Raw genomic sequence first — 17,398 nt, forward strand, 5'->3', positions numbered from 1 at the left:
CCGGTCAGCCCCCATACGATCCGTCATGGCTCATGCCATGGGTTCGCCCCGACCCGCCCTGTCGGCGCCATGCGCGTCGTCATGGACGAGGACGGCAAGCGCGCCGAAGGCGAGCGCCGCGGCCCCGACCAGGAGCGTCTGGCCCGGGGTCAGGCCGGTGTCCTCGATGCCCACGAGCAGGAAGCAGGCAGCTGCGGTTATGGACAGGATGGTGGCGAGCAGGGTCGTGATGATACGGCGCATGATGATGGTCCTTTCTTGTTCGGTGCGCGTCGTATCATCGGGATTGTTCGGTTCCATTGATGACGACGCGACCAGTGTTGTTTTCGGTGGTCGACGGGTCCGTTCCCTTTGGTGTGGGGCGGGCCCGTTTCCTTTTGTCCCCGCTGTACGCGAGGTTGGTGTCGGCCGTGGCCCATCACCCCTCCCCTTCCTGCGCGGCGTTCGCGTATTCGCCGGTGCTGCGGTGCAGGTTCGCGGCGAAGAACTCCAGGACGCGTTCCTTGGAGTATTCCCAATGGTTGGCGTCCTTGATGGGGTGCAGGGGGTGGTCGGGGTCCTTGCGCCACGTGGCGAGCACGTCCGCGCTGATGCCGCACAGGACCTTGAGTTCGCGTGGGCGGTTGCGTGGTTTGAGCGCGGCCTTGAGCGCGGTGAACACCGGGTCCGCGTGCTGGCGGCTGCCGGATTGGCGGTAGTGCCATTCGAGCACGCATTCCTTGGGGTAGAAGATCGATTTGCCGACCTTCACGAACCACGGGCCCGTGCCCAGGGACCGTTGGCAGCCGAGCGTGCCGGTCTTCGTGCCCAGCACCCTCGCGACCGCGTTGGGTGACATGAGCGGCAGCAGTTCGTCCGCGAGCGCGTCCCATTCCTCCCCCACGTGCACGATGCGTGGCGAGTCGAGTACGGCGGTCATGGTCTTGCTCCTTTCCCGCTCGTGGGCGTGTGAACTGGGTGGTGGTGTCGGGCGGCGGAGAAGGGGCCGCCCGACGGTTCTCCTACACTGGTGTCATCGCCGCGAGTACCAGTCGCGGCGCCACGTATAGGAGAAGAATCATGTTCGATGGAATCGATCCGAATCAGTTGATGCAGTCCGTGAGCGAGGGCATGGACCATGTGTCGAAGGGGTTGTCGACGCTCCAGCAGGCGTTGTCCATAGCGGAGAAGGTCAAGGCCATGTTCAAGAAGAAACCCGTGTCCAAGGATCAGGGCGGTGAGCACGGGGTCCCCGCGGCCGCGGATGGCGATGGCGCGGATGTTGCCGGCGTTGAGCCGCATGAGCATGGCGAGCTGGCTCCAGAGGAACGCCTCGGGCAATTGGAGTCGTTGGCGGTGCAGCACGCCCAGGCGTTGGAAGAGGTCCGCGAGGCGACACAACAGTTGGGACAGGCGGTGCAGATGCTCGCGGATGCGGTCATACGCAACGGTCAGGCCGTCATACGCAACGGTGATGCGGTCCTCGCCGTCTACAAGGCCGTCAACACCGATGTGGAGGCGATCGCGCAGCTGGGTGATGCGGTCCAGACGGACACGCGCGCACTCACCGACCACGCGGGCCGTATCATGGCGTTGCAGTCCGCCGTCGACAGGCTCGACGACACGGTCCGGCGGCTTGAGCAATGAGCCGATCAGCGCGGTCTCCTGCCGTATGGCCTGCATGACACATTCGATGCGAGCCATGAGCGCGGCCTCCCGCCCATCATGATCGGCGCCGCATGTCGTTGCATGGAGGATGGTCATCGCGCGCCTTCTTCCGTGTCGGCGTCGATGCTGGCGATCATGTCGTCGAGCAGTTCGCGTAGTTCGCGCAACGCGGTACGCCGGCCCTGGCGGTTGCCGAACCCCCATGCGCGGATCCGGGTCGTCTCGCCGTGTTCGATGGCGCGCACGGCGTCCCTGAGCACGTCGTCCTCCTCGGTCTCGTGCCGTTCGACCGTGGCATGGCGGCCGGCGTGCGCGTTGAGGAACCCGCCGCACAGGTACAAGGGCTCCCCGTCCCCGTCGAGATCGCCATGCGCGCTGGCGGTCGCGGCGCCGGTGTCCGTGACGACCGTGCGCATCTCCTCCGTCTCGGCCAACGGTGCAGCCGGTTCCCGGACCTCGCCGGCGGCCTCTTGGAGGTGTTGGCTGTGCCCGCTGATGGTGTGGGCGGCTGTGCGTTGGGCGTCGATCCACACGGTGTAAATGGTCCTGGTCTTGAGCCACAACTGGTGGACCTCGTTCCAACGTCGCTCGCACGCCTGCGAGCCCAGGCTGATGGCGCCGGAGGCCAGATCAGCGAAGTACTCGTCCGATGCTTCGCGGTATCGCAGCCACGCGTGCGCATGGTCCGCGGCCGCGGCATCGAGGTGTCCAACTGCCGTCTCGCACACCGGGCACCGGCTGGTGTCGGCGTTGTCATGTTGGGCGCTCATCTGGGGCTCCTTGAAGGTTGGGTCCTTTCCCGCCATCGGTAGGCTGAAGGGTGCAGTAACAACTAGCCGCCGCAAGGCGGGAAAGGAAGTATTGAAATGATGGATGTGTTGCATTTGGGCCTTCCCAGAGGCGAGGAGAAGCTCCTCTATATCCGGCAGGAGGACAAGGACGAGCATCTCCCGGAGAAACTGCGCACCGCGGCGAAATCCGGCGGGATTCATCTCGTCCATGCCAGCTTCAACTGCGACGGAAGCGACCCGGTGGATGTGATGGTCAATCCCGCACAGCTCGCATACTGGTACATGGACGAGCAGAAGCCGCAGCCGCTACCCTTCCGTGCGCACTGACGGGCAGGTCCTCGAACATCATGTCGGTGCGGTAGTCGTCGTTGGCCTTCACGATCGTTGTGACGATGGAGGCCAACGCGGCTCCCGCGAACGCGACAGCCATGCCGTATCCGAGCATCCTGATGCCGGCAAGCCACATGCGTTTGAGTTGTTTCACGGTCATTTCGCCCCTCCTTCCCTAGCTGTGAGCGCATCGACATGATCAAGCTCCTTCCATGTCGTCACACCGGCCATGACGGCGAGCGCCGCCACACCCAGGCATACGAGCGTCGCGCCGCAGGTCAGCGACAGGACGATGAAACGTGGTAACCGCATCTCGATCACTCCCCTTCCTTGGACGCGAGCGCCTCAGCACGTTGGATGATGGCGGAAAGATTGATTGTGAGCACGTCAGAGATCTGTGCGAGCTCAGCGATAGTGAACGGATACAGGTCGGGATGCTCGAGTCGCCGCATGAGCGTCGTGCGTGGAATCCCGCTTTTCTGCGCAGCGTTCGCGACCGCTATGTTTTCACAGGCGAGCTCATCATTGACTATCCGAGCCACTGCCTTTACATACTTCGTGATGTCCATAACCGTCATTCTACTGCCCGTTTGGGCACAGTCAAGACGACACGCCGCCCATTCGGGCAGTCTGATTCTGAGAATTTATGCCTATAATGCCCACATGGACATCAATGAGGCAATATCGAGGGTGCTATCTGCGGAGAGGTCCGCAGCTCACCTGACGATCAAGGAACTATCTGCGCAAGCGGATATACCCGAGCGCACATTGATTCGAGTTCTCAAGGGCGAGCGCGACATCAATGTGCTTCAAATCGCGAAGCTTGCTCCAGTTTTCGGACTATATCCACACGAAATCATGGACTCGGCAGAGAAGCTAATTGAACGCGCGGAACGAGGGAATGTACCAGATCTATCTACCACCGACGTCGATACCGCCCCTGCCGATGATGCGAATGCGGCGCTCGCGGACGCGGATAACGGTATCGATATCGATGCGTGGGCTGATCGCATTCGTGCTGAGGATGCGGTGAGCGAGGAGAAAGAATAGTTTTTGGCGCCGCATTGTTGCGGTGCCGGCCCGGCATTCATAAGGGTGGCGGGAACATAAGGCGCAGGTTGTTTGGGGCGTCGTAGAGAACCAGAGAAGATTGAGAGAAGGAGAACATCATGAGCGGGGTGAACCCTACGCCGGAGAAGAAGCATCGTCCGTGGGTCAAGTGGGTCGTGGGTGTGCTCGTGTTCTTCCTTGGCGTCGGCATCGGCGGTTCGGGGTCGGATCCTACGAAGTCGTCGGAGTACCAGGACCTGCAGCGGCAGTTGTCGAGTGAGCAGGCGAAGGTGAAGACCTCGGAGGAGCGTCTCGACGAGTTGGAGAAGCAGCTCAAGGACACAGAGGAGAAGCTCTCCGACTTGGAGGACCAATCCGACGAGTTGGACAAGAGGTCCAAGGAACTCGACGAGCAGAAGAAGAAGCTCGAGGAGCAGCAGAAGTCCCAGGATGAGCGCCAGTCGCAGCTCGACGAGCGCGAGAAGAGCATCGCCAGCCGTGAGGAAGAGAAGAAAAAGCGTGCGGAAGAGCTGCAGGCGGCGCAACGTCAGGCCGAGCAGGAGCAGCAGTCGCAGCAGGTCCAACAGGTCCAGACCAATGAGGCCACGCAACAGGCCGTACCTCAGGCACCGCAGCAGCAGGCCACGCAGAACGTGGGCACCGTGCATGGCGGCGCATTCTGCTCCTCCGAGGGCGCCACGGGAATCTCCGATCGCGGAGGCGCCACCCTCACCTGTCGTGTCGCCGCCGACGGCCGGTTGCGCTGGAAGCGGTGAGCACCGCCCGAGAGCGCGGATAACAGCAATCGGTGTTGGCCTCCGGGGCCTGCCGTAACCGTACCGAGGCTGCGGTGGGCCCTGGAGAAGGAATGGTTTTCCGGTGTCGTCTGAGTGCGGCTCCGGCTTCGTGCCCATAAGGGTGCGGAAAGGATCATGGCGCAGGTAGTCGGGGGCGCCTTTGTAGACCCGTCTTGGCGGGGGTAATAGAGAAAGGGAAATCATGAAGCAGTTGAAGTTTTTGGGAGCCGTGGCGTGTGTAGTTGCGTTGTGCGCGACGTTCGCGGCCTGTGGGTCTGATGGCGGTCAGGCGTCGTCGACGGGCAAGGAGCCGCAGAAGTCGCAGGAATCGTCCACGCCGGTGGAGAAGCCGGCGGACTTGGACGGCAAGTGGACGCAGACGAACGCGAACAGCGAGAGCATGCGCATGGACGCCGAGATCGCGGGAGGCACGATCACCGTGAACTGGGTGCAGCCGGATTCGACGTCCCTGTATTGGACCGGCTCGTACGAGGCGCCGACCGCGCCCGGCGATTGGTCGTGGACCAGCAAGGGCGACACGGAGAAGATGGCGAGCGCCCTGCTGGCCAGCCAGGATGACGCGAAGGAGTTCCATTACACGGCGTCGAGTGACGAGCTTTCGTTCGACGCGACCGCGATGGGTACCACGGTTACGGTGCGTATGAAGCGTCAGTGACGATCAGTGTCGATGCGAGCGGGGTTGCGTATGACTTCCTCGCTCCCCTGCTGTATGCCCACCAACGGCCGGCTGCGTTGGAAGTAGTGAGCAATGAGCTCAACTCTGTGGGCGCAGGATTTCATCCTATTGTCACAATGCTATCCAAAGCAAAGGAAATGTATCATGAGCGGTCTCGAGAAGCGCAAAGCGTCATCGAGGAACGGGGATCTGGCGATGCAAGCCAAGGATGGTCATGAATTAGACTCGGATGATATGTTCAGGTTGAGGAAGCGTCAAAGCAACGGGGACGAGGTTTCCGAGCTAAAGATTCGTTACACCGGGCGTGCCGTCGAGAATCATTCGATTGAGTTACGCACTTTTGCCCCTTCGTTGCTTGGCGTAGCTGACGCAGTGGATAGGTATAAGGCGCTCTGCTGCCCCGACTCGGATCTGCAGATACGGGTGACTTCCACTGAACCTGGCTCGTTCATTGTCACACTACATCTTCTGGTCGGCGCCGCCGTAAGCATCGGAACCGGGATGGGCTGGGACAACGTCGCAAACATTTCAAATGTCGCGGATGGGATTCTCACCATTCTGAAAATCTTCAAGAGGCGTTTCCAAGAATCTGGAGCGGTGTCGCCACTGCCCCACGAGGTGGTCAAAGAGACGGACACCGATGTCGAACTCAAAATCGGGAAAGCCAAATTGCGGGTGAAGCGTCACACGTACGAGGCTTCATGCGATGGCAAACTTGCCCACGCTTTGGGCGATGCAGCGAAACCGGCCACGGAACATGGATATGGCGACGTCGTGTTCTCGCATGGCAAGCATCCAGATGATATGGTGGACATCAACGCCGAAGTCTCATCGGCAATGAGCAAGGCCGTAATGGAACAGGCCGAATTACCGCCGGAGGTCGGCGAGCGCCTCCTGAAGATAGACACCATTCAGATGAATTCCCAAAAGTGGAGGCTGACCGGCGATGACGGCACAAACTGGTGGTTCATCGCCGACACTGTCTTTCTCAACGAGTTCCATGACGGCAATTACGTGTATCATCCCGGGGACATGTTGCAAGCGCAAACCGAGGTGAGGAAATGCCTTCAGGATGGAGACACGAAAGTGGTCTCAAGGAGAGTGCTGGTGGTCAAGAGAATCATTTCTTCCAAAGGGTCGGTTCACCCAATCCAACCACAATTCGATTTGGATATCTGAACTTGAGAAAATGTCTTGTGTATTATGACATCACAATTTAATCCCCACATGTTCGAAGATCGAAGCATATTGCGAGCGCGTGCGGGATGATCCAGCGAAACCCATTGGAACACGCGTTGATTGTGGCAATCAACGGAAAGGTACTAAAATGAAAACTAACAGTAGCCCTCCAGGCCTCTTCCACTTCTGTGGTATGCACAAACCGGAGGGTTCTTTTCTTTTCGGAGGACGGTCATGAAGGATCCGAAAACGCTTGATGAGATGATCGGAATCTTCGAGGAACGGGGACTGGCCCTCGATGACAAAGACATCGATAGTTTCCGCACTGTCCTCTATGACTGCAATTATTATCGTCTCTCGGGGTATTTCCGCGCATTTCAGGTGGATCCATCGCATGGGGACAATCGTTTCGTCGAAGGTACTTGTGTCGATGATTTCCTGACGCCGTACTTGATGGATGAGAGGCTCCGTTCTCTTGTGTTTGAGGGTACGTCGCGGTTGGAAAGGACCATAGGGGCGAGGTTCTCGTATCTGCTCGCCCAGAATGATGGCGCGTATTCCTATATCGATGAGAATTCGTACAACGAATACCGTACCGTCAGCGACAAGAATGCCGCGCTGTCGCAGTTCCCGTCACGTCAGAGTCCCCGCTCACAACTGTTCAATGAGCTTTGCCGATGGTTGTCCCAGTCGAAGGAGGTGTGCATCCGTCACTATCGGCGACGGAATCAGCCTGTGCCGATATGGGCCGCGGTGGAAGCAATCCCGTTCGGTACCTTGTCGAAGATGCTGTCGCTACACAAGAATACGCAGGTGTTGCGTGAGCTGTATAAATCGTTGGGGTTCCGGGGTCGGGAGTGGAGAACGTGCGCGCCGTCAGCCATCCAGTCGATGAGTTATCTGCGCAACATGTGCGCACATCATTCCCGTCTGTGGAAGAGGGAGATCATTTCGGCTCCTCCCATGCCGCAAGGTGCACAGCATCAGTTCTCCAGTATGGAGTTTTCGGACAAGTCCGTCGCGAAGTCATTGGTGGTGCTCTCCTACCTCGTGGACTACATCGCAGGCGATGAAGAGTATTCACTCCGTCTATGGGAGTTTGTCAATAGCGACGCCTCGTATTCGGATGGCATCCACCATGCCGCCCATTGGGAATAACGGCTAGAAGAAGGGTGAGGATCGACTATCCCCGAGAGGGAAGAACACCCGTGGCATTCTTATCGCCGATCCGAGAACCATCATACGCTTGATACAGCATCCATGCCAAGCTAAATCATAGTGAATGAACGCATGGGAACGGGTGTCGCCCACGGCAATGGGCGGCACCCGTAGATGCTTGTAAATGTTGGATTTTAAAGCCCTTCCAGTGTAGCAGGTGGGGCGGGAAGGAGCCCATCATGGGCAAGGTCATCATCGACGACCGTTGGCTGCGGTGCGACAAGGATGGCAATCCCCCGGACAAGAGGGCGAAGCAGGCGTTGGCCAGGGCACACGATCCCCTCACCGCGGCGGTGCCGGACAAATGGCGCGCCAGCGATTACGGGAAAGGCTCGCGTTGGCGGTGCCGCTGGTATGTGCTGCTGCCCGACGGGAGGCGCAAACAGCAGACGAAGAAGTTCCGGCGCCTGCAGGACGCGGAGGCGTTCGCCGCTGCCACGGAGGATGCGCTGCGCAGCGGCAAGTACCATGACGCACGGCAGGGCAACCGCCCGTTCGGCGAGGTCGCGAGCGCATGGATGGGCACGAAGATCGATCTGCGGGATTCGACATATCGCCGGTACGAGCGTGAGTTGAGGATCCATGTCCTGCCGAGGTGGGGCGGTGTGCCGGTGGGGCGCATCGACACGGAGAGCGTGCAGCAATGGGTGAACTCGTTGCATGACGGGTCCGCCGACACCGTGGAGTCGGGTGTCCCGTTGGCGGCGCGTACGATCCGCAACATCGTGCGTGTGGTGTTCGGTGGCGCGATGGAGTATGCGCGCGGCATGGGGTATATCGTCTCCGACCCGTTGGAGCGTGTGGTGACGCCGAGGATCGTGCGCCATGATGACGACATGGTGTTCCTGAGCATCCAGGAGGTGGAGGACCTCGCCGATGCCGCCACGGAGCTGGGTCGTGACGTCGACGGCCTATTGGTCAGGTTCCTGGCGTACACGGGTGTGCGTGTCGGTGAGGCGACCGCGTTGACCGTCGGGGATGTGGACTTCGCGGGCGGCCGTGTCAGGGTGTCGAAGACGTGGAGCGTGGACAGGGACGGCAAGGCGAAGCTGGATGCGCCGAAGAACGGGCGTGCCCGTTGGGCGGCGTTCCCCTCGTTCCTGCTGGCGGATCTGGCCGTGCTGTGCGATGACGTCGACGAGTCCTCTCCCCTGTTCCGCGCGGCGCGTGGCGGCACGTTGTGGGTGCCGAACTGGCGCAGCCGCGTGTGGACACCGGCGGTGCGCGCGGTCGGTCTGGAGGATTCCGGGGCGAGCATCCATTCGCTGCGGCACACGTACGCGTCGATAGCGATCGCCGCGGGCGCGGACGTCAAGACACTGCAAGCGCAGTTGGGCCATGCGTCGGCGACGATCACGTTGGACACGTACGCAGGCCTATGGCCCGAGCGTCTAGGCGAGGTCGCGAGCGCCGTGGACGGTGTGCGTGCGCGTGTGTTGTCCCGGTAGGTTGATGCCGTCGTACCTTTTTCGTACCCCTTGGCCGTGGGTGGTTTCATGTGGAAACGAGAAGCCCCGGGATTCCAATGAATCTCGGGGCGTTTGTCGGGCTGACAGGATTTGAACCTGCGACATTCTGCTCCCAAAGCAGACGCGCTACCAAGCTGCGCCACAGCCCGAGGCGTGAACAAAGATGCTTTCACGCACAAGCGATAACTATACCATGGCGCGTGACTAATTCGATACAATGGGGTGTCGAGTGGAAAGGCAAGCGTATGGGACGGCATCAACGAGCTGAATCATTGGGACTCATATCCTTTGTCTGTTGTGCCCTTGTCGGGTGCGGCGGCATGTATCTGTATCTGCAATTGGCCCCCGCGTTCTGGCAGTTGTCGCAACGCCGGTTCATGGCATGCGCTGCGATTGTTGCAGCTTGCGGCGTAATCTCGTTCATCATCGGCTACATCCACCGCATGCGCCTGCTCGACGTGCAGAAAGGGTGGGTGCACACGGTGCGCCGCGTCTTTGAGATCCTCGCGCTCTCCATCGTCTACGCGTCCACGCTGTTCCTCATGTCGTACATGCTGTTCTCCCTCGTGAATTCGATCATGGGCAAGGCGATCTTCACGTCGTACATCCCCGCATTGACCGCGGCCTTCGCCGGTGTGAGCGGGTATCTGACGTTTGTGCAAGCCGAGTTGATGAACGCCAAGACGCTTTCGGCGCTCCTGCCCTTCTTTGTGATTGCCGGCGTGAGCACCGCAAGCTCCACGACGACCGATCCACACTGGTTCCGCAACAATTTCTCGGAGCTCGGCGACCGTACCACCTTTGCCGCGCGCATGTTCAACACCACCCTCATTCTGGGCGGTATCTGCATCATCATCATCACGTACTTCGCCATATCGGAGCTCATCGCCACCTACCGCATCGTGCGGCCGAACGGCGACATCGCCATCCGCCAACCGAACGTCTCCTACAAGATCCCCCGCTTCAAGGTACGCATCACCATATTGACCGTCATGCTCGTGCTGTCCGGTGTGGCGTTCATCGGCATCGGCACATTCCGCTACACGCCCCACCCGATTCTGCACAATGTGTTCGCACGCGGCATGCCGGTCCTCATGTTCATCATGCTTGTGGCGCTCCCCTGGCTCGCCCCGCAGCTCTCCAAGGCCTTCTTCGCCATCTCCGACCTCGCCATTGTGGTCTGTGCGCTCGTGGGCATCTCGTGGCTCATGGGCAACAACACGCTGACGAACGTCGAAGCGCTCGCCGCCATGCTGTTCCTGGGCTGGTTCATCGGATTCTCACGCCAGATCGCCGCAATAGAAGCGGACCGCATCCAACGGCAGATCCTCGCGCATCAGGTCATCAACCCGGCGGCGCTCGACAAGATGATCGACGCCGAAGAACAGGCAGGGTTCAGCACGGTGCTCACCGATATGAGCAGCCCGATGCTGGCGAACGAGGCGAAGAACACGGTACAGTCATTGGCCAAGTGACATGGCCATTGCGTGATGGGGGCGGGCCCCGTCCACACATCGGATGTGTGGACGGGGCCCGCCCCCATCACGCAATGGCCATCCGCCGGCTCAGTTGTCCGAACGCCGTTCCTTCTTCTCGTCGCTCATGAGCAGCATGAAACTCCTCGACTGCGCGGTGATCGCGAAACCGGCCTCGTAGTTGAGTTCGGGGCCCTTCGGATTGTGGGTGTCCACGATGAGCTTCCACTTGCGCCCGTACTGCTCGTCGGGAAGCGTGAACATGATCGGCTCGTAATGCGCGTTGAAGATGAGGATGAAGTCATTGTCGACCATCGTGTTGCCGTACCAGTCGGGTTCGGGGATGTCACTGCCGTTGAGGAACACCATGATCGAGAAGGCGTGCGTGTTGGACCACGCCTCCAAGTCCATGATGTTGCCGTTGTGGTCGAACCATTCCACTTGCGGCAACGCGTCAGGCGCCATGTTCGCGTCACGCCCCATGAAGAAACGGCGGCGGTGCAACACCGGATGCTCCAGACGCAGGTGCACAAGCTTCGCGACGAACTCGCACATGTCCTTCTGGTAGTCCTTGAGCTTCCAATGCGTCCATGAAATCTCGTTGTCCTGGCAATAGCCGTTGTTATTGCCCAACTGCGTGCGGGCCACTTCGTCGCCGCCGCAGATCATCGGGATGCCTTGGCTGAGCAGCAACGTGGAGAACATGTTGCGCATCTGGCGGTGGCGCAACTCATTGACATCACGGATTGTAGTGGGGCCTTCCACACCGCAGTTCCACGAACGGTTGTGGCTTTCGCCGTCCCTGTTGTCTTCGCCGTTCGCCTCATTGTGCTTGTTGTTGTAGCTGACCAAGTCGTTGAGGGTGAATCCGTCGTGCGCGGTCACGAAATTGACCGATGCCACGGGCTTGCGCCCATTGTGCTGGTACAGGTCGGAACTGCCCATGATGCGGCTGGCGAATTCAGGCAGTGTGGACGGCTGCGAACGCCAGAAATCGCGCACGCAATCCCTGAAATGCCCGTTCCATTCCGACCAGTTCGGGGGGAAGCCACCAACCTGATAGCCGCCGGAGCCCAGATCCCACGGTTCGGCGATGAGTTTGACGCGTGAGATGATTGGATCCTGCTGCACGATGTCGAAAAACGCCGACAGTTTGTCGACCTCCTGGAACTGGCGTGCCAGTGTGGCGGCCAGATCGAAGCGGAACCCGTCGACGTGCATCTCCTGCACCCAATAGCGCAGGGAATCGGTGATGAGCTGCAGAGTCTGCGGCGAGCGCATCAGCAGGGAGTTGCCGGTGCCGGTCGTGTCGAAGTAATGCATCTGGTCGTTGTCGACAAGGCGGTAATATGCCTGGTTGTCGATGCCTTTGAAACTCAGGGTGGGCCCCATGTGGTTGCCTTCGGCGGTGTGGTTGTACACCACGTCGAGGATGACCTCGATTCCGGCAGCGTGGAACTCCTTGACCATCGCACGGAATTCGTTGACCTGCTCACCGCGTTGTCCTTGGCTCGAATAGGCGTTGTGCGGTGCGAAAAATCCGATGGTGTTGTATCCCCAGTAGTTGTTGAGGCCCTTTTCCTGTAGGAAGGGGTCATTGACGAACTGGTGGATCGGCATCAGTTCGATTGCGGTGATGCCCAGTTTCTTGAGGTATTCGATGACGCTGGGATGCGCCAGGCCCGCATAGGTGCCGCGGATTTCCGGGGGCACGTTCTTGTTGAGGTTGGTCATGCCACGCACATGCGCTTCGTAGATGACCGAATCCGAATACGGGATGAAGGGGTGTTGGTCGTTGCCCCAGTCGAAGAACGGGTTGATCACGGCGGACTTCATGGTGTGCGCCGCCGAATCGAGGTCGTTCATGTCGTTGGGGTTGTCCGAGTCGTTGAACCAGTAGGAATAGAGGCTTTCGTCGCCGTCGATGTTGCCTTCGATGGCCTTGGCGTAAGGGTCGAGCAGGAGTTTGTTCGGGTTGCACCATTGCCCGTTTGCCGGGTTGTAGGGGCCGTAGACGCGGTAGCCATACCGCTGTCCGGGTTGGATGCCCGGCAGGTAGATATGCCAAACGTATGAGTTCTGCTCGGTGAGTTCAACGCGGGTCTCGTTGTCTTGTTCGTCGAACAGGCAGAGCTCCACCTTCTCGGCCATACGGGAAAACAGCGCGAAATTGACACCCGCTCCGTCATAGCTTGCGCCAAGCGGGTACATGGAACCAGGTCTTGTTTGCATTGTTCCAGTATGGCACACCGGTCGCTAACTCGTATTATTTCGTTCAATGAGTAGTTCGTGCGCCATTGTCGGGGGCATTGTTTCATGCATGGCGCCCGGTAGGCGTGGTTGTCGTCAGCTTATGCGCCGAATCTGCTCGTGGAGAATCGCGATCATCGAATTCGATGCGGTGATGGGCATGGCGCGCAATCGCTCCCAATCGACCCAAGCCGATTCCACATGTTCATCGGCGTCGAACTCGCAGTGTTCGCGTGTCCACGCATCGAGGTGAAGCACGTAGATGTGCGCGAGTTCGTCAGTCATGCCTTCCGAGGAATACCAGTCACCCACATGGTCGAACCGTATGGCGGCATCGGATTGCGGCACCACACCGGTTTCTTCGCGCAGTTCACGCAATGCGGCGTGTTCCGGGTCCTCTTCACCGTCGATCAGGCCGGCGGGCAGCCCCACGGCATACATGTTCGATCCTGCCCGGTATTCGCGTTCCACGAGGTAGGTGTCGCGCACGGTGTCATGCACCAGCATGACGACGCACGGCGCATGATGAATCACTTGGCGACGGATTGTCGTCGTGCCGCCATCGTTGTGTGTCAATGCGACGCGCCGGTCCTCGACACTGAAAATCGCCCCCGTGTACACGGTCTCGCTCGTGACAACAGACGCAGGCACATCCATGTCGATGCCATCCGACGTATCGTCAAATGTGCGGTTGAGTTGCAGTTCATCGGCCATCGGCGTCTCCCGCCGTCATGTTCGCGCCGATCGACAGCGCCCATGGATCCGTGTTCGTCTTGTTCCACCGCACCTGTGGGCGTTGACCGGTGGCCACTTCCACCGCGTTCGGCACATCTTCGAGCGCATAGCGGAACCACAACGATTCAATGGCGCTGTGTGGCGTGTTGATCAATGCCGGCCGCAACTGTGCATCGCCAGTGCCGAGCATCACGCCCTGTGCACGCATCGCAGCCTCATATGCGGACTGCTGCAGTTCGTCGGTGGCCGGATGGTGCCGCAGGTCGCTCGTCACATAGACATCCACCCCCAATGCATTGACCGTGCCGAACATCGAATCGCCCGAACCGGGCAGCACCGCGACGGAACGCACCATGGCATCCAATGATCCTGCCACCTGCACACCCAACTTGGTGGCGGGCAGCGCCTGTGCCACGGCATCCGCGAACTCGCGCAGCCTCATCGGCTCGGCGAGTCTGCCGACACGGCCCAATCCGACCGGGTGCGCGGCCAACGGATCGTCAATCGGTTCCATCGGCGTCTGATCGATCAGTCCGAACGCGTCGGCGGCCGCCTGCCCCACACCGCGGTAGGACGCATCCGCATTGGTGTGCCCCACCCACAGCGCACAGCCATGCTGTGCCAATGTCTGCACGGTCTGCCCGCGGAACGTGAGGCCTGAGACCTCATGTACGGCGCGGAAGAACAGCGGGTGGTGGCAGATGAGCAGATCCGCCCCACTGCGCACGGCGTCGTCGACCGTCTCCATCGTCGGATCGGCGGCGAAGACAATCGACGAGACCTCATGCGTCAGGTCGCCCACGATCAGTCCCGGATGGTCCCAGTCTTCCGCGTAACGCAGCGGATAGAGCGTTTCCAGAACGTCCACGACCTGTTTGAGTGTTGCCATGCTTCGGGTCCTTTCCCGTGTTCGGTGGGGTCAGTGCGCCGCACGTTGCCAATCGGCGCCGATGCCGGTGGACACGTCGAGCGGCACCGCAAGATCCACCGCGTGTTCCATCGCGTCCTTGACGAGTTCGGTCACCTCGTCGACTTCGCCCGGCGCCAGTTCCACAACCAGTTCGTCATGAATCTGGAGCACGATGCGGCTCGCGAGCCCGTGTTCGCGCAATGCGCGGTCCGCGCGGATCATCGCGATTTTCATGATGTCCGCCGCCGACCCCTGGATCGGCGCATTGAGTGCCCCGCGTTCGGCGGCGTCGCGCGCATTGCGGCTCGCTGACGTGAGCTGCGGGAAGTAGCGGCGCCGGCCGAAGATCGTCTCGGTGTACCCGGTGCGCCGCGCGTCCGCGACCAGTGACTCCAGATAATCATGCACTTTGCCGAAGGTCTGGAAATACTGGTTCTTCAGTGCGTTCGCCTCAGATACACCGATGCCGAGCTGTTGCGAAAGACCGTAGGTGCTCAATCCGTACGCCAAACCGTAGCTCATCGCCTTCACACGGCTGCGTTCGCTCGCGCTGACGTCGTCCACAGGTTTGGCGAACACGAGGCTCGCGACGTATTTGTGGAAGTCGGCGCCCGATTTGAACGCCTCGATCAGCGCCTCGTCGCCAGACAGGTCGGCCATGATGCGCAATTCGACCTGCGAATAGTCGGCGCTGAGCAGCGTCTCGTATCCGGGCCCCGGCACAAACCCGGAGCGGATCTCGCGGCCGGCGGCGTTGCGGTTCGGGATGTTCTGCAGGTTCGGGTCGACCGAGCTCAACCGTCCGGTCGCCGTTACCGTCTGCGTGAACGTGGTATGGATGCGACCATCCTGCGGATTGATCGCGTCGATCAGCGTCTGCACGATCTGCTTGAGCTTGTTCGTTTCGCGGTGGCGCAACAACGCCCCCAGGAACTCGTTGGCCTTGGAGCCTTCCTCGGATTGCGCGAACAGCGCGGTCAGGGCCGCGGCGTTGGTCGTGTACGACCCCTTTTTGGTTTTCTTGGTGGGCGTCAGCTTCATTTCGTCAAACAGCACGGTGCCCAACTGCTTGGGGCTCTGCAGATTGACCTCACGCCCGGCGCTTGACCATGCGACCTCTTCCATGCGCGCGGATTCCTCACTGAACTGCTCATACAGTTCGCCGAATCGCGCACGGTCCACGCTCGCACCGGTCTTCTCCATCTGGAACAGCACCCGGGATGTGGGCAGCTCGATGTCGCGCAGCAGCGGGTATTGGTGCCGCTGCTCCACATCCGGCGCCAGATACCGGGCGAGTGCCGTCACCAATGCCGCCCGTTCGATGCACTCCTGCTGGGGGTCGCCCCCTTCGGTCTCGATGTCGAATGCCAACGTGCCTTGGGCCGGGGGTTCCTCCGTATCGACCGACACGTTGAGGAAGTGCTCGGCACACGCCTCAAGTGTGCCGCCTTGGAATTCGGGGTCGATCAGGTAGCCGGCGAGGTTGGTGTCGAACAATGCAGTGGGCAGCTGGATGCCTGCGGCGTCCAGCATATGCAGATGCTCCTTGAAGCCGTGCACGCACAGGCTGCCGGCACGCGTGTTCAACAGGTCTTGCACCGTGGCGCGGAATATGTCGCTGGTGGGGTCGATGACGACGGCATGGTCCGATGCCATGATCGCCATCATCTGCATCGAGGCATGGCCCGGCTTCGCGCTTCCTTGGGCGTGGAGTGTCCATGATTGAGCCACCGCTTCGGCGCATTGCACATGGTCGCGCCTGTATTGCCCCACGATGTCCAACGTGGCGGCGGGGTCGCTGCCATGCCTATCGGGTTGCGGGCAATACTGTTCGATCCAGGCTTTCAGCGCCGCGGCGTCGCCCACGGTGTCGACGACCGGTTCGACGATGCCCGGGATGTCCCGTGGCTCCACGGGCAGTTCGGTCTCTCCGGCTCCCCCATTGTTGAAGGTCTTCAGCAGTCGGGTACGCGTGCGGCTGCCAAATTCCAGCTGGCCGAACAACGCTTCCAACAGATCCGGGTGCACGTGGCCGAAGGTGAGGTCCTGCATGCCCACGCCCAGATCGAGGTCGCGCACAAGCGCGTTGACCTTGCGGTTGAGTTTGACCTGCTCGATGTTGTCGCGCAGCGCCTGGCCTTTCTTGCCGCCAATCTCATCGGCATGCTCAATGATGCCCTCCAGGCCGCCGAACTGGTTGATCCATTTGGCGGCGAAGCCATCGCCGACGCCGGGCACGCCCGGGATGTTGTCCGCCGTCTCGCCGCGCAATGCCGCCAAATCAGGGTATTGCTGCGGTGTCACATGGTATTTGTCAAGCACCGCCTGTGGATCCATGTGCTTGAGGTCTTTGAAATGGTACCCTGGATACAGCACCGTGATGTGGTCGTCGATGAGCTGGAAGGCGTCGCGATCGCCCGAGAGCACCAGTGTCTTGTACCCCGCTTGCTCACCCATGGTGGCCAAGGTGGCGATCACGTCATCGCCCTCATACCCCGGCTGTTCCACGTACCGTACGCCCAATGCCTCCAATGCCTGCTGGATGAGCGGCAACTGGCTCAGTAGCTCCTGCGGCGCCGCTTCGCGCGTTCCCTTGTATTGACCAAGCAATTCGTTGCGGAATGTGCCGCCCTTCACATCGAAGGCGATGCCGATGCGGTCGGGGTGCTCGGCTTCGATGACCTGCGCGAGCATGGTCAGGAACCCATAGACCGCGTTGGTGGGCTGTCCCTCTTTCGTGGTGAAGTTCTCTACCGGCAATGCGAAAAACGCACGGAACGCCAATGAATGGCCGTCCACGGCCAGCAGGGTTCCGTGCGTGGTGGTTGGTGAGGTATCCATGATGTCCAA

Annotated in this window: 18 protein-coding genes and 1 tRNA gene; 9 read left to right on the top strand and 10 right to left on the bottom strand. The window is 60.5% G+C overall.

The genetic code is table 11. The features are described 5' to 3' along the window. Nucleotides 1–30 precede the first annotated feature (30 nt). Nucleotides 31–300, bottom strand: coding sequence for a hypothetical protein (locus PG2093B_RS05295; protein ID WP_129897596.1), 270 nt, complete (start codon nucleotides 298–300; stop codon nucleotides 31–33). Between the two features lie 118 nt (nucleotides 301–418). Continuing rightward, nucleotides 419–919: a hypothetical protein gene (locus tag PG2093B_RS05300; RefSeq protein WP_129897597.1), complete on the bottom strand. Its 501-nt coding sequence runs from the start codon at nucleotides 917–919 to the stop codon at nucleotides 419–421. Nucleotides 920–1,059: 140 nt separating this feature from the next. Here PG2093B_RS05300 and PG2093B_RS05305 point away from each other — a divergent pair, with 140 nt between their 5' ends. Then, on the top strand, nucleotides 1,060–1,626 hold the full coding sequence (locus PG2093B_RS05305; RefSeq protein WP_129897598.1) for a hypothetical protein: 567 nt from the start codon (nucleotides 1,060–1,062) through the stop codon (nucleotides 1,624–1,626). Between the two features lie 113 nt (nucleotides 1,627–1,739). On the opposite strand, the gene PG2093B_RS05310 is transcribed toward PG2093B_RS05305, so the two are convergent. Continuing rightward, nucleotides 1,740–2,417 (bottom strand): hypothetical protein, encoded by a 678-nt coding sequence (locus tag PG2093B_RS05310; protein ID WP_129897599.1) that lies wholly within the window; start codon nucleotides 2,415–2,417, stop codon nucleotides 1,740–1,742. 96 nt (nucleotides 2,418–2,513) lie between these two features. Here PG2093B_RS05310 and PG2093B_RS05315 point away from each other — a divergent pair, with 96 nt between their 5' ends. Further along, nucleotides 2,514–2,765, top strand: a complete 252-nt coding sequence (locus tag PG2093B_RS05315) for a hypothetical protein (protein ID WP_129897600.1) — start codon at nucleotides 2,514–2,516, stop codon at nucleotides 2,763–2,765. A 159-nt stretch (nucleotides 2,766–2,924) separates the two neighbouring features. Here the strand turns inward: PG2093B_RS05315 and PG2093B_RS08975 are convergent, their stop codons facing one another. Together PG2093B_RS08975 and PG2093B_RS05320 are read right to left on the bottom strand one after the other, a co-directional pair. Then, nucleotides 2,925–3,089 carry a hypothetical protein gene (locus PG2093B_RS08975; RefSeq protein ID WP_165369716.1) on the bottom strand — a complete coding sequence of 55 codons (165 nt, stop codon included), beginning with the start codon at nucleotides 3,087–3,089 and terminating at the stop codon, nucleotides 2,925–2,927. Then, nucleotides 3,086–3,337 (bottom strand): hypothetical protein, encoded by a 252-nt coding sequence (locus tag PG2093B_RS05320; protein ID WP_129897601.1) that lies wholly within the window; start codon nucleotides 3,335–3,337, stop codon nucleotides 3,086–3,088. Before PG2093B_RS05320 ends, PG2093B_RS08975 begins: the two co-directional genes overlap by 4 nt. A 94-nt stretch (nucleotides 3,338–3,431) precedes the next feature. On the opposite strand from PG2093B_RS05320, the gene PG2093B_RS05325 reads away from it, so the two are divergent. The 6 genes from PG2093B_RS05325 (at nucleotide 3,432) to PG2093B_RS05350 (ending at nucleotide 9,157) form a co-directional block, all read left to right on the top strand. Next, entirely contained in the window at nucleotides 3,432–3,818 is a 387-nt protein-coding gene (locus PG2093B_RS05325; protein WP_129897602.1) for a helix-turn-helix domain-containing protein, read from the top strand. A gap of 119 nt (nucleotides 3,819–3,937) precedes the next feature. Then, nucleotides 3,938–4,594, top strand: coding sequence for a coiled-coil domain-containing protein (locus PG2093B_RS05330; RefSeq protein ID WP_129897603.1), 657 nt, complete (start codon nucleotides 3,938–3,940; stop codon nucleotides 4,592–4,594). A 223-nt stretch (nucleotides 4,595–4,817) separates the two neighbouring features. Beyond that, the gene (locus PG2093B_RS05335) at nucleotides 4,818–5,291 is read left to right on the top strand and encodes a hypothetical protein (protein WP_129897604.1); all 474 of its coding nucleotides are present in this window, start codon (nucleotides 4,818–4,820) and stop codon (nucleotides 5,289–5,291) included. 165 nt (nucleotides 5,292–5,456) lie between these two features. Next, nucleotides 5,457–6,491, top strand: a complete 1,035-nt coding sequence (locus PG2093B_RS05340; protein ID WP_129897605.1) for a hypothetical protein — start codon at nucleotides 5,457–5,459, stop codon at nucleotides 6,489–6,491. A 234-nt stretch (nucleotides 6,492–6,725) separates the two neighbouring features. Next, a complete protein-coding gene (locus PG2093B_RS05345) occupies nucleotides 6,726–7,649 on the top strand; it encodes an Abi family protein (protein ID WP_129897606.1) in 924 nt (307 codons plus the stop codon). A 239-nt stretch (nucleotides 7,650–7,888) separates the two neighbouring features. Beyond that, nucleotides 7,889–9,157 carry a tyrosine-type recombinase/integrase gene (locus tag PG2093B_RS05350; RefSeq protein ID WP_129897607.1) on the top strand — a complete coding sequence of 423 codons (1,269 nt, stop codon included), beginning with the start codon at nucleotides 7,889–7,891 and terminating at the stop codon, nucleotides 9,155–9,157. Between the two features lie 96 nt (nucleotides 9,158–9,253). Here PG2093B_RS05350 and PG2093B_RS05355 read toward each other — a convergent pair. After that, a tRNA-Pro gene (locus PG2093B_RS05355) sits at nucleotides 9,254–9,327 on the bottom strand. A gap of 96 nt (nucleotides 9,328–9,423) precedes the next feature. Here PG2093B_RS05355 and PG2093B_RS05360 point away from each other — a divergent pair. Then, the gene (locus PG2093B_RS05360) at nucleotides 9,424–10,653 is read left to right on the top strand and encodes an ABC transporter permease (protein WP_129897608.1); all 1,230 of its coding nucleotides are present in this window, start codon (nucleotides 9,424–9,426) and stop codon (nucleotides 10,651–10,653) included. Between the two features lie 90 nt (nucleotides 10,654–10,743). On the opposite strand, the gene glgX is transcribed toward PG2093B_RS05360, so the two are convergent. The 4 genes from glgX to polA form a co-directional block, all read right to left on the bottom strand. Further along, nucleotides 10,744–12,864 (bottom strand): glycogen debranching protein GlgX, encoded by a 2,121-nt coding sequence (gene glgX, locus PG2093B_RS05365; RefSeq protein WP_129897714.1) that lies wholly within the window; start codon nucleotides 12,862–12,864, stop codon nucleotides 10,744–10,746. A 135-nt stretch (nucleotides 12,865–12,999) separates the two neighbouring features. Beyond that, complete coding sequence (locus PG2093B_RS05370; RefSeq protein WP_129897609.1) at nucleotides 13,000–13,617, bottom strand: NUDIX hydrolase; 618 nt, start codon at nucleotides 13,615–13,617, stop codon at nucleotides 13,000–13,002. Beyond that, nucleotides 13,607–14,527, bottom strand: coding sequence for a Nif3-like dinuclear metal center hexameric protein (locus PG2093B_RS05375; RefSeq protein WP_129897610.1), 921 nt, complete (start codon nucleotides 14,525–14,527; stop codon nucleotides 13,607–13,609). The genes PG2093B_RS05370 and PG2093B_RS05375 overlap by 11 nt, the downstream gene beginning before the upstream one ends. Nucleotides 14,528–14,557: 30 nt before the next feature. Beyond that, nucleotides 14,558–17,389 (bottom strand): DNA polymerase I, encoded by a 2,832-nt coding sequence (polA, locus tag PG2093B_RS05380; protein ID WP_129897611.1) that lies wholly within the window; start codon nucleotides 17,387–17,389, stop codon nucleotides 14,558–14,560. Between the last annotated feature and the right edge of the window lie 9 nt (nucleotides 17,390–17,398).

Origin of the sequence: Bifidobacterium pseudolongum subsp. globosum, from assembly GCF_004155535.1 — a bacterium.
Lineage (GTDB): Bacteria > Actinomycetota > Actinomycetes > Actinomycetales > Bifidobacteriaceae > Bifidobacterium > Bifidobacterium pseudolongum_C.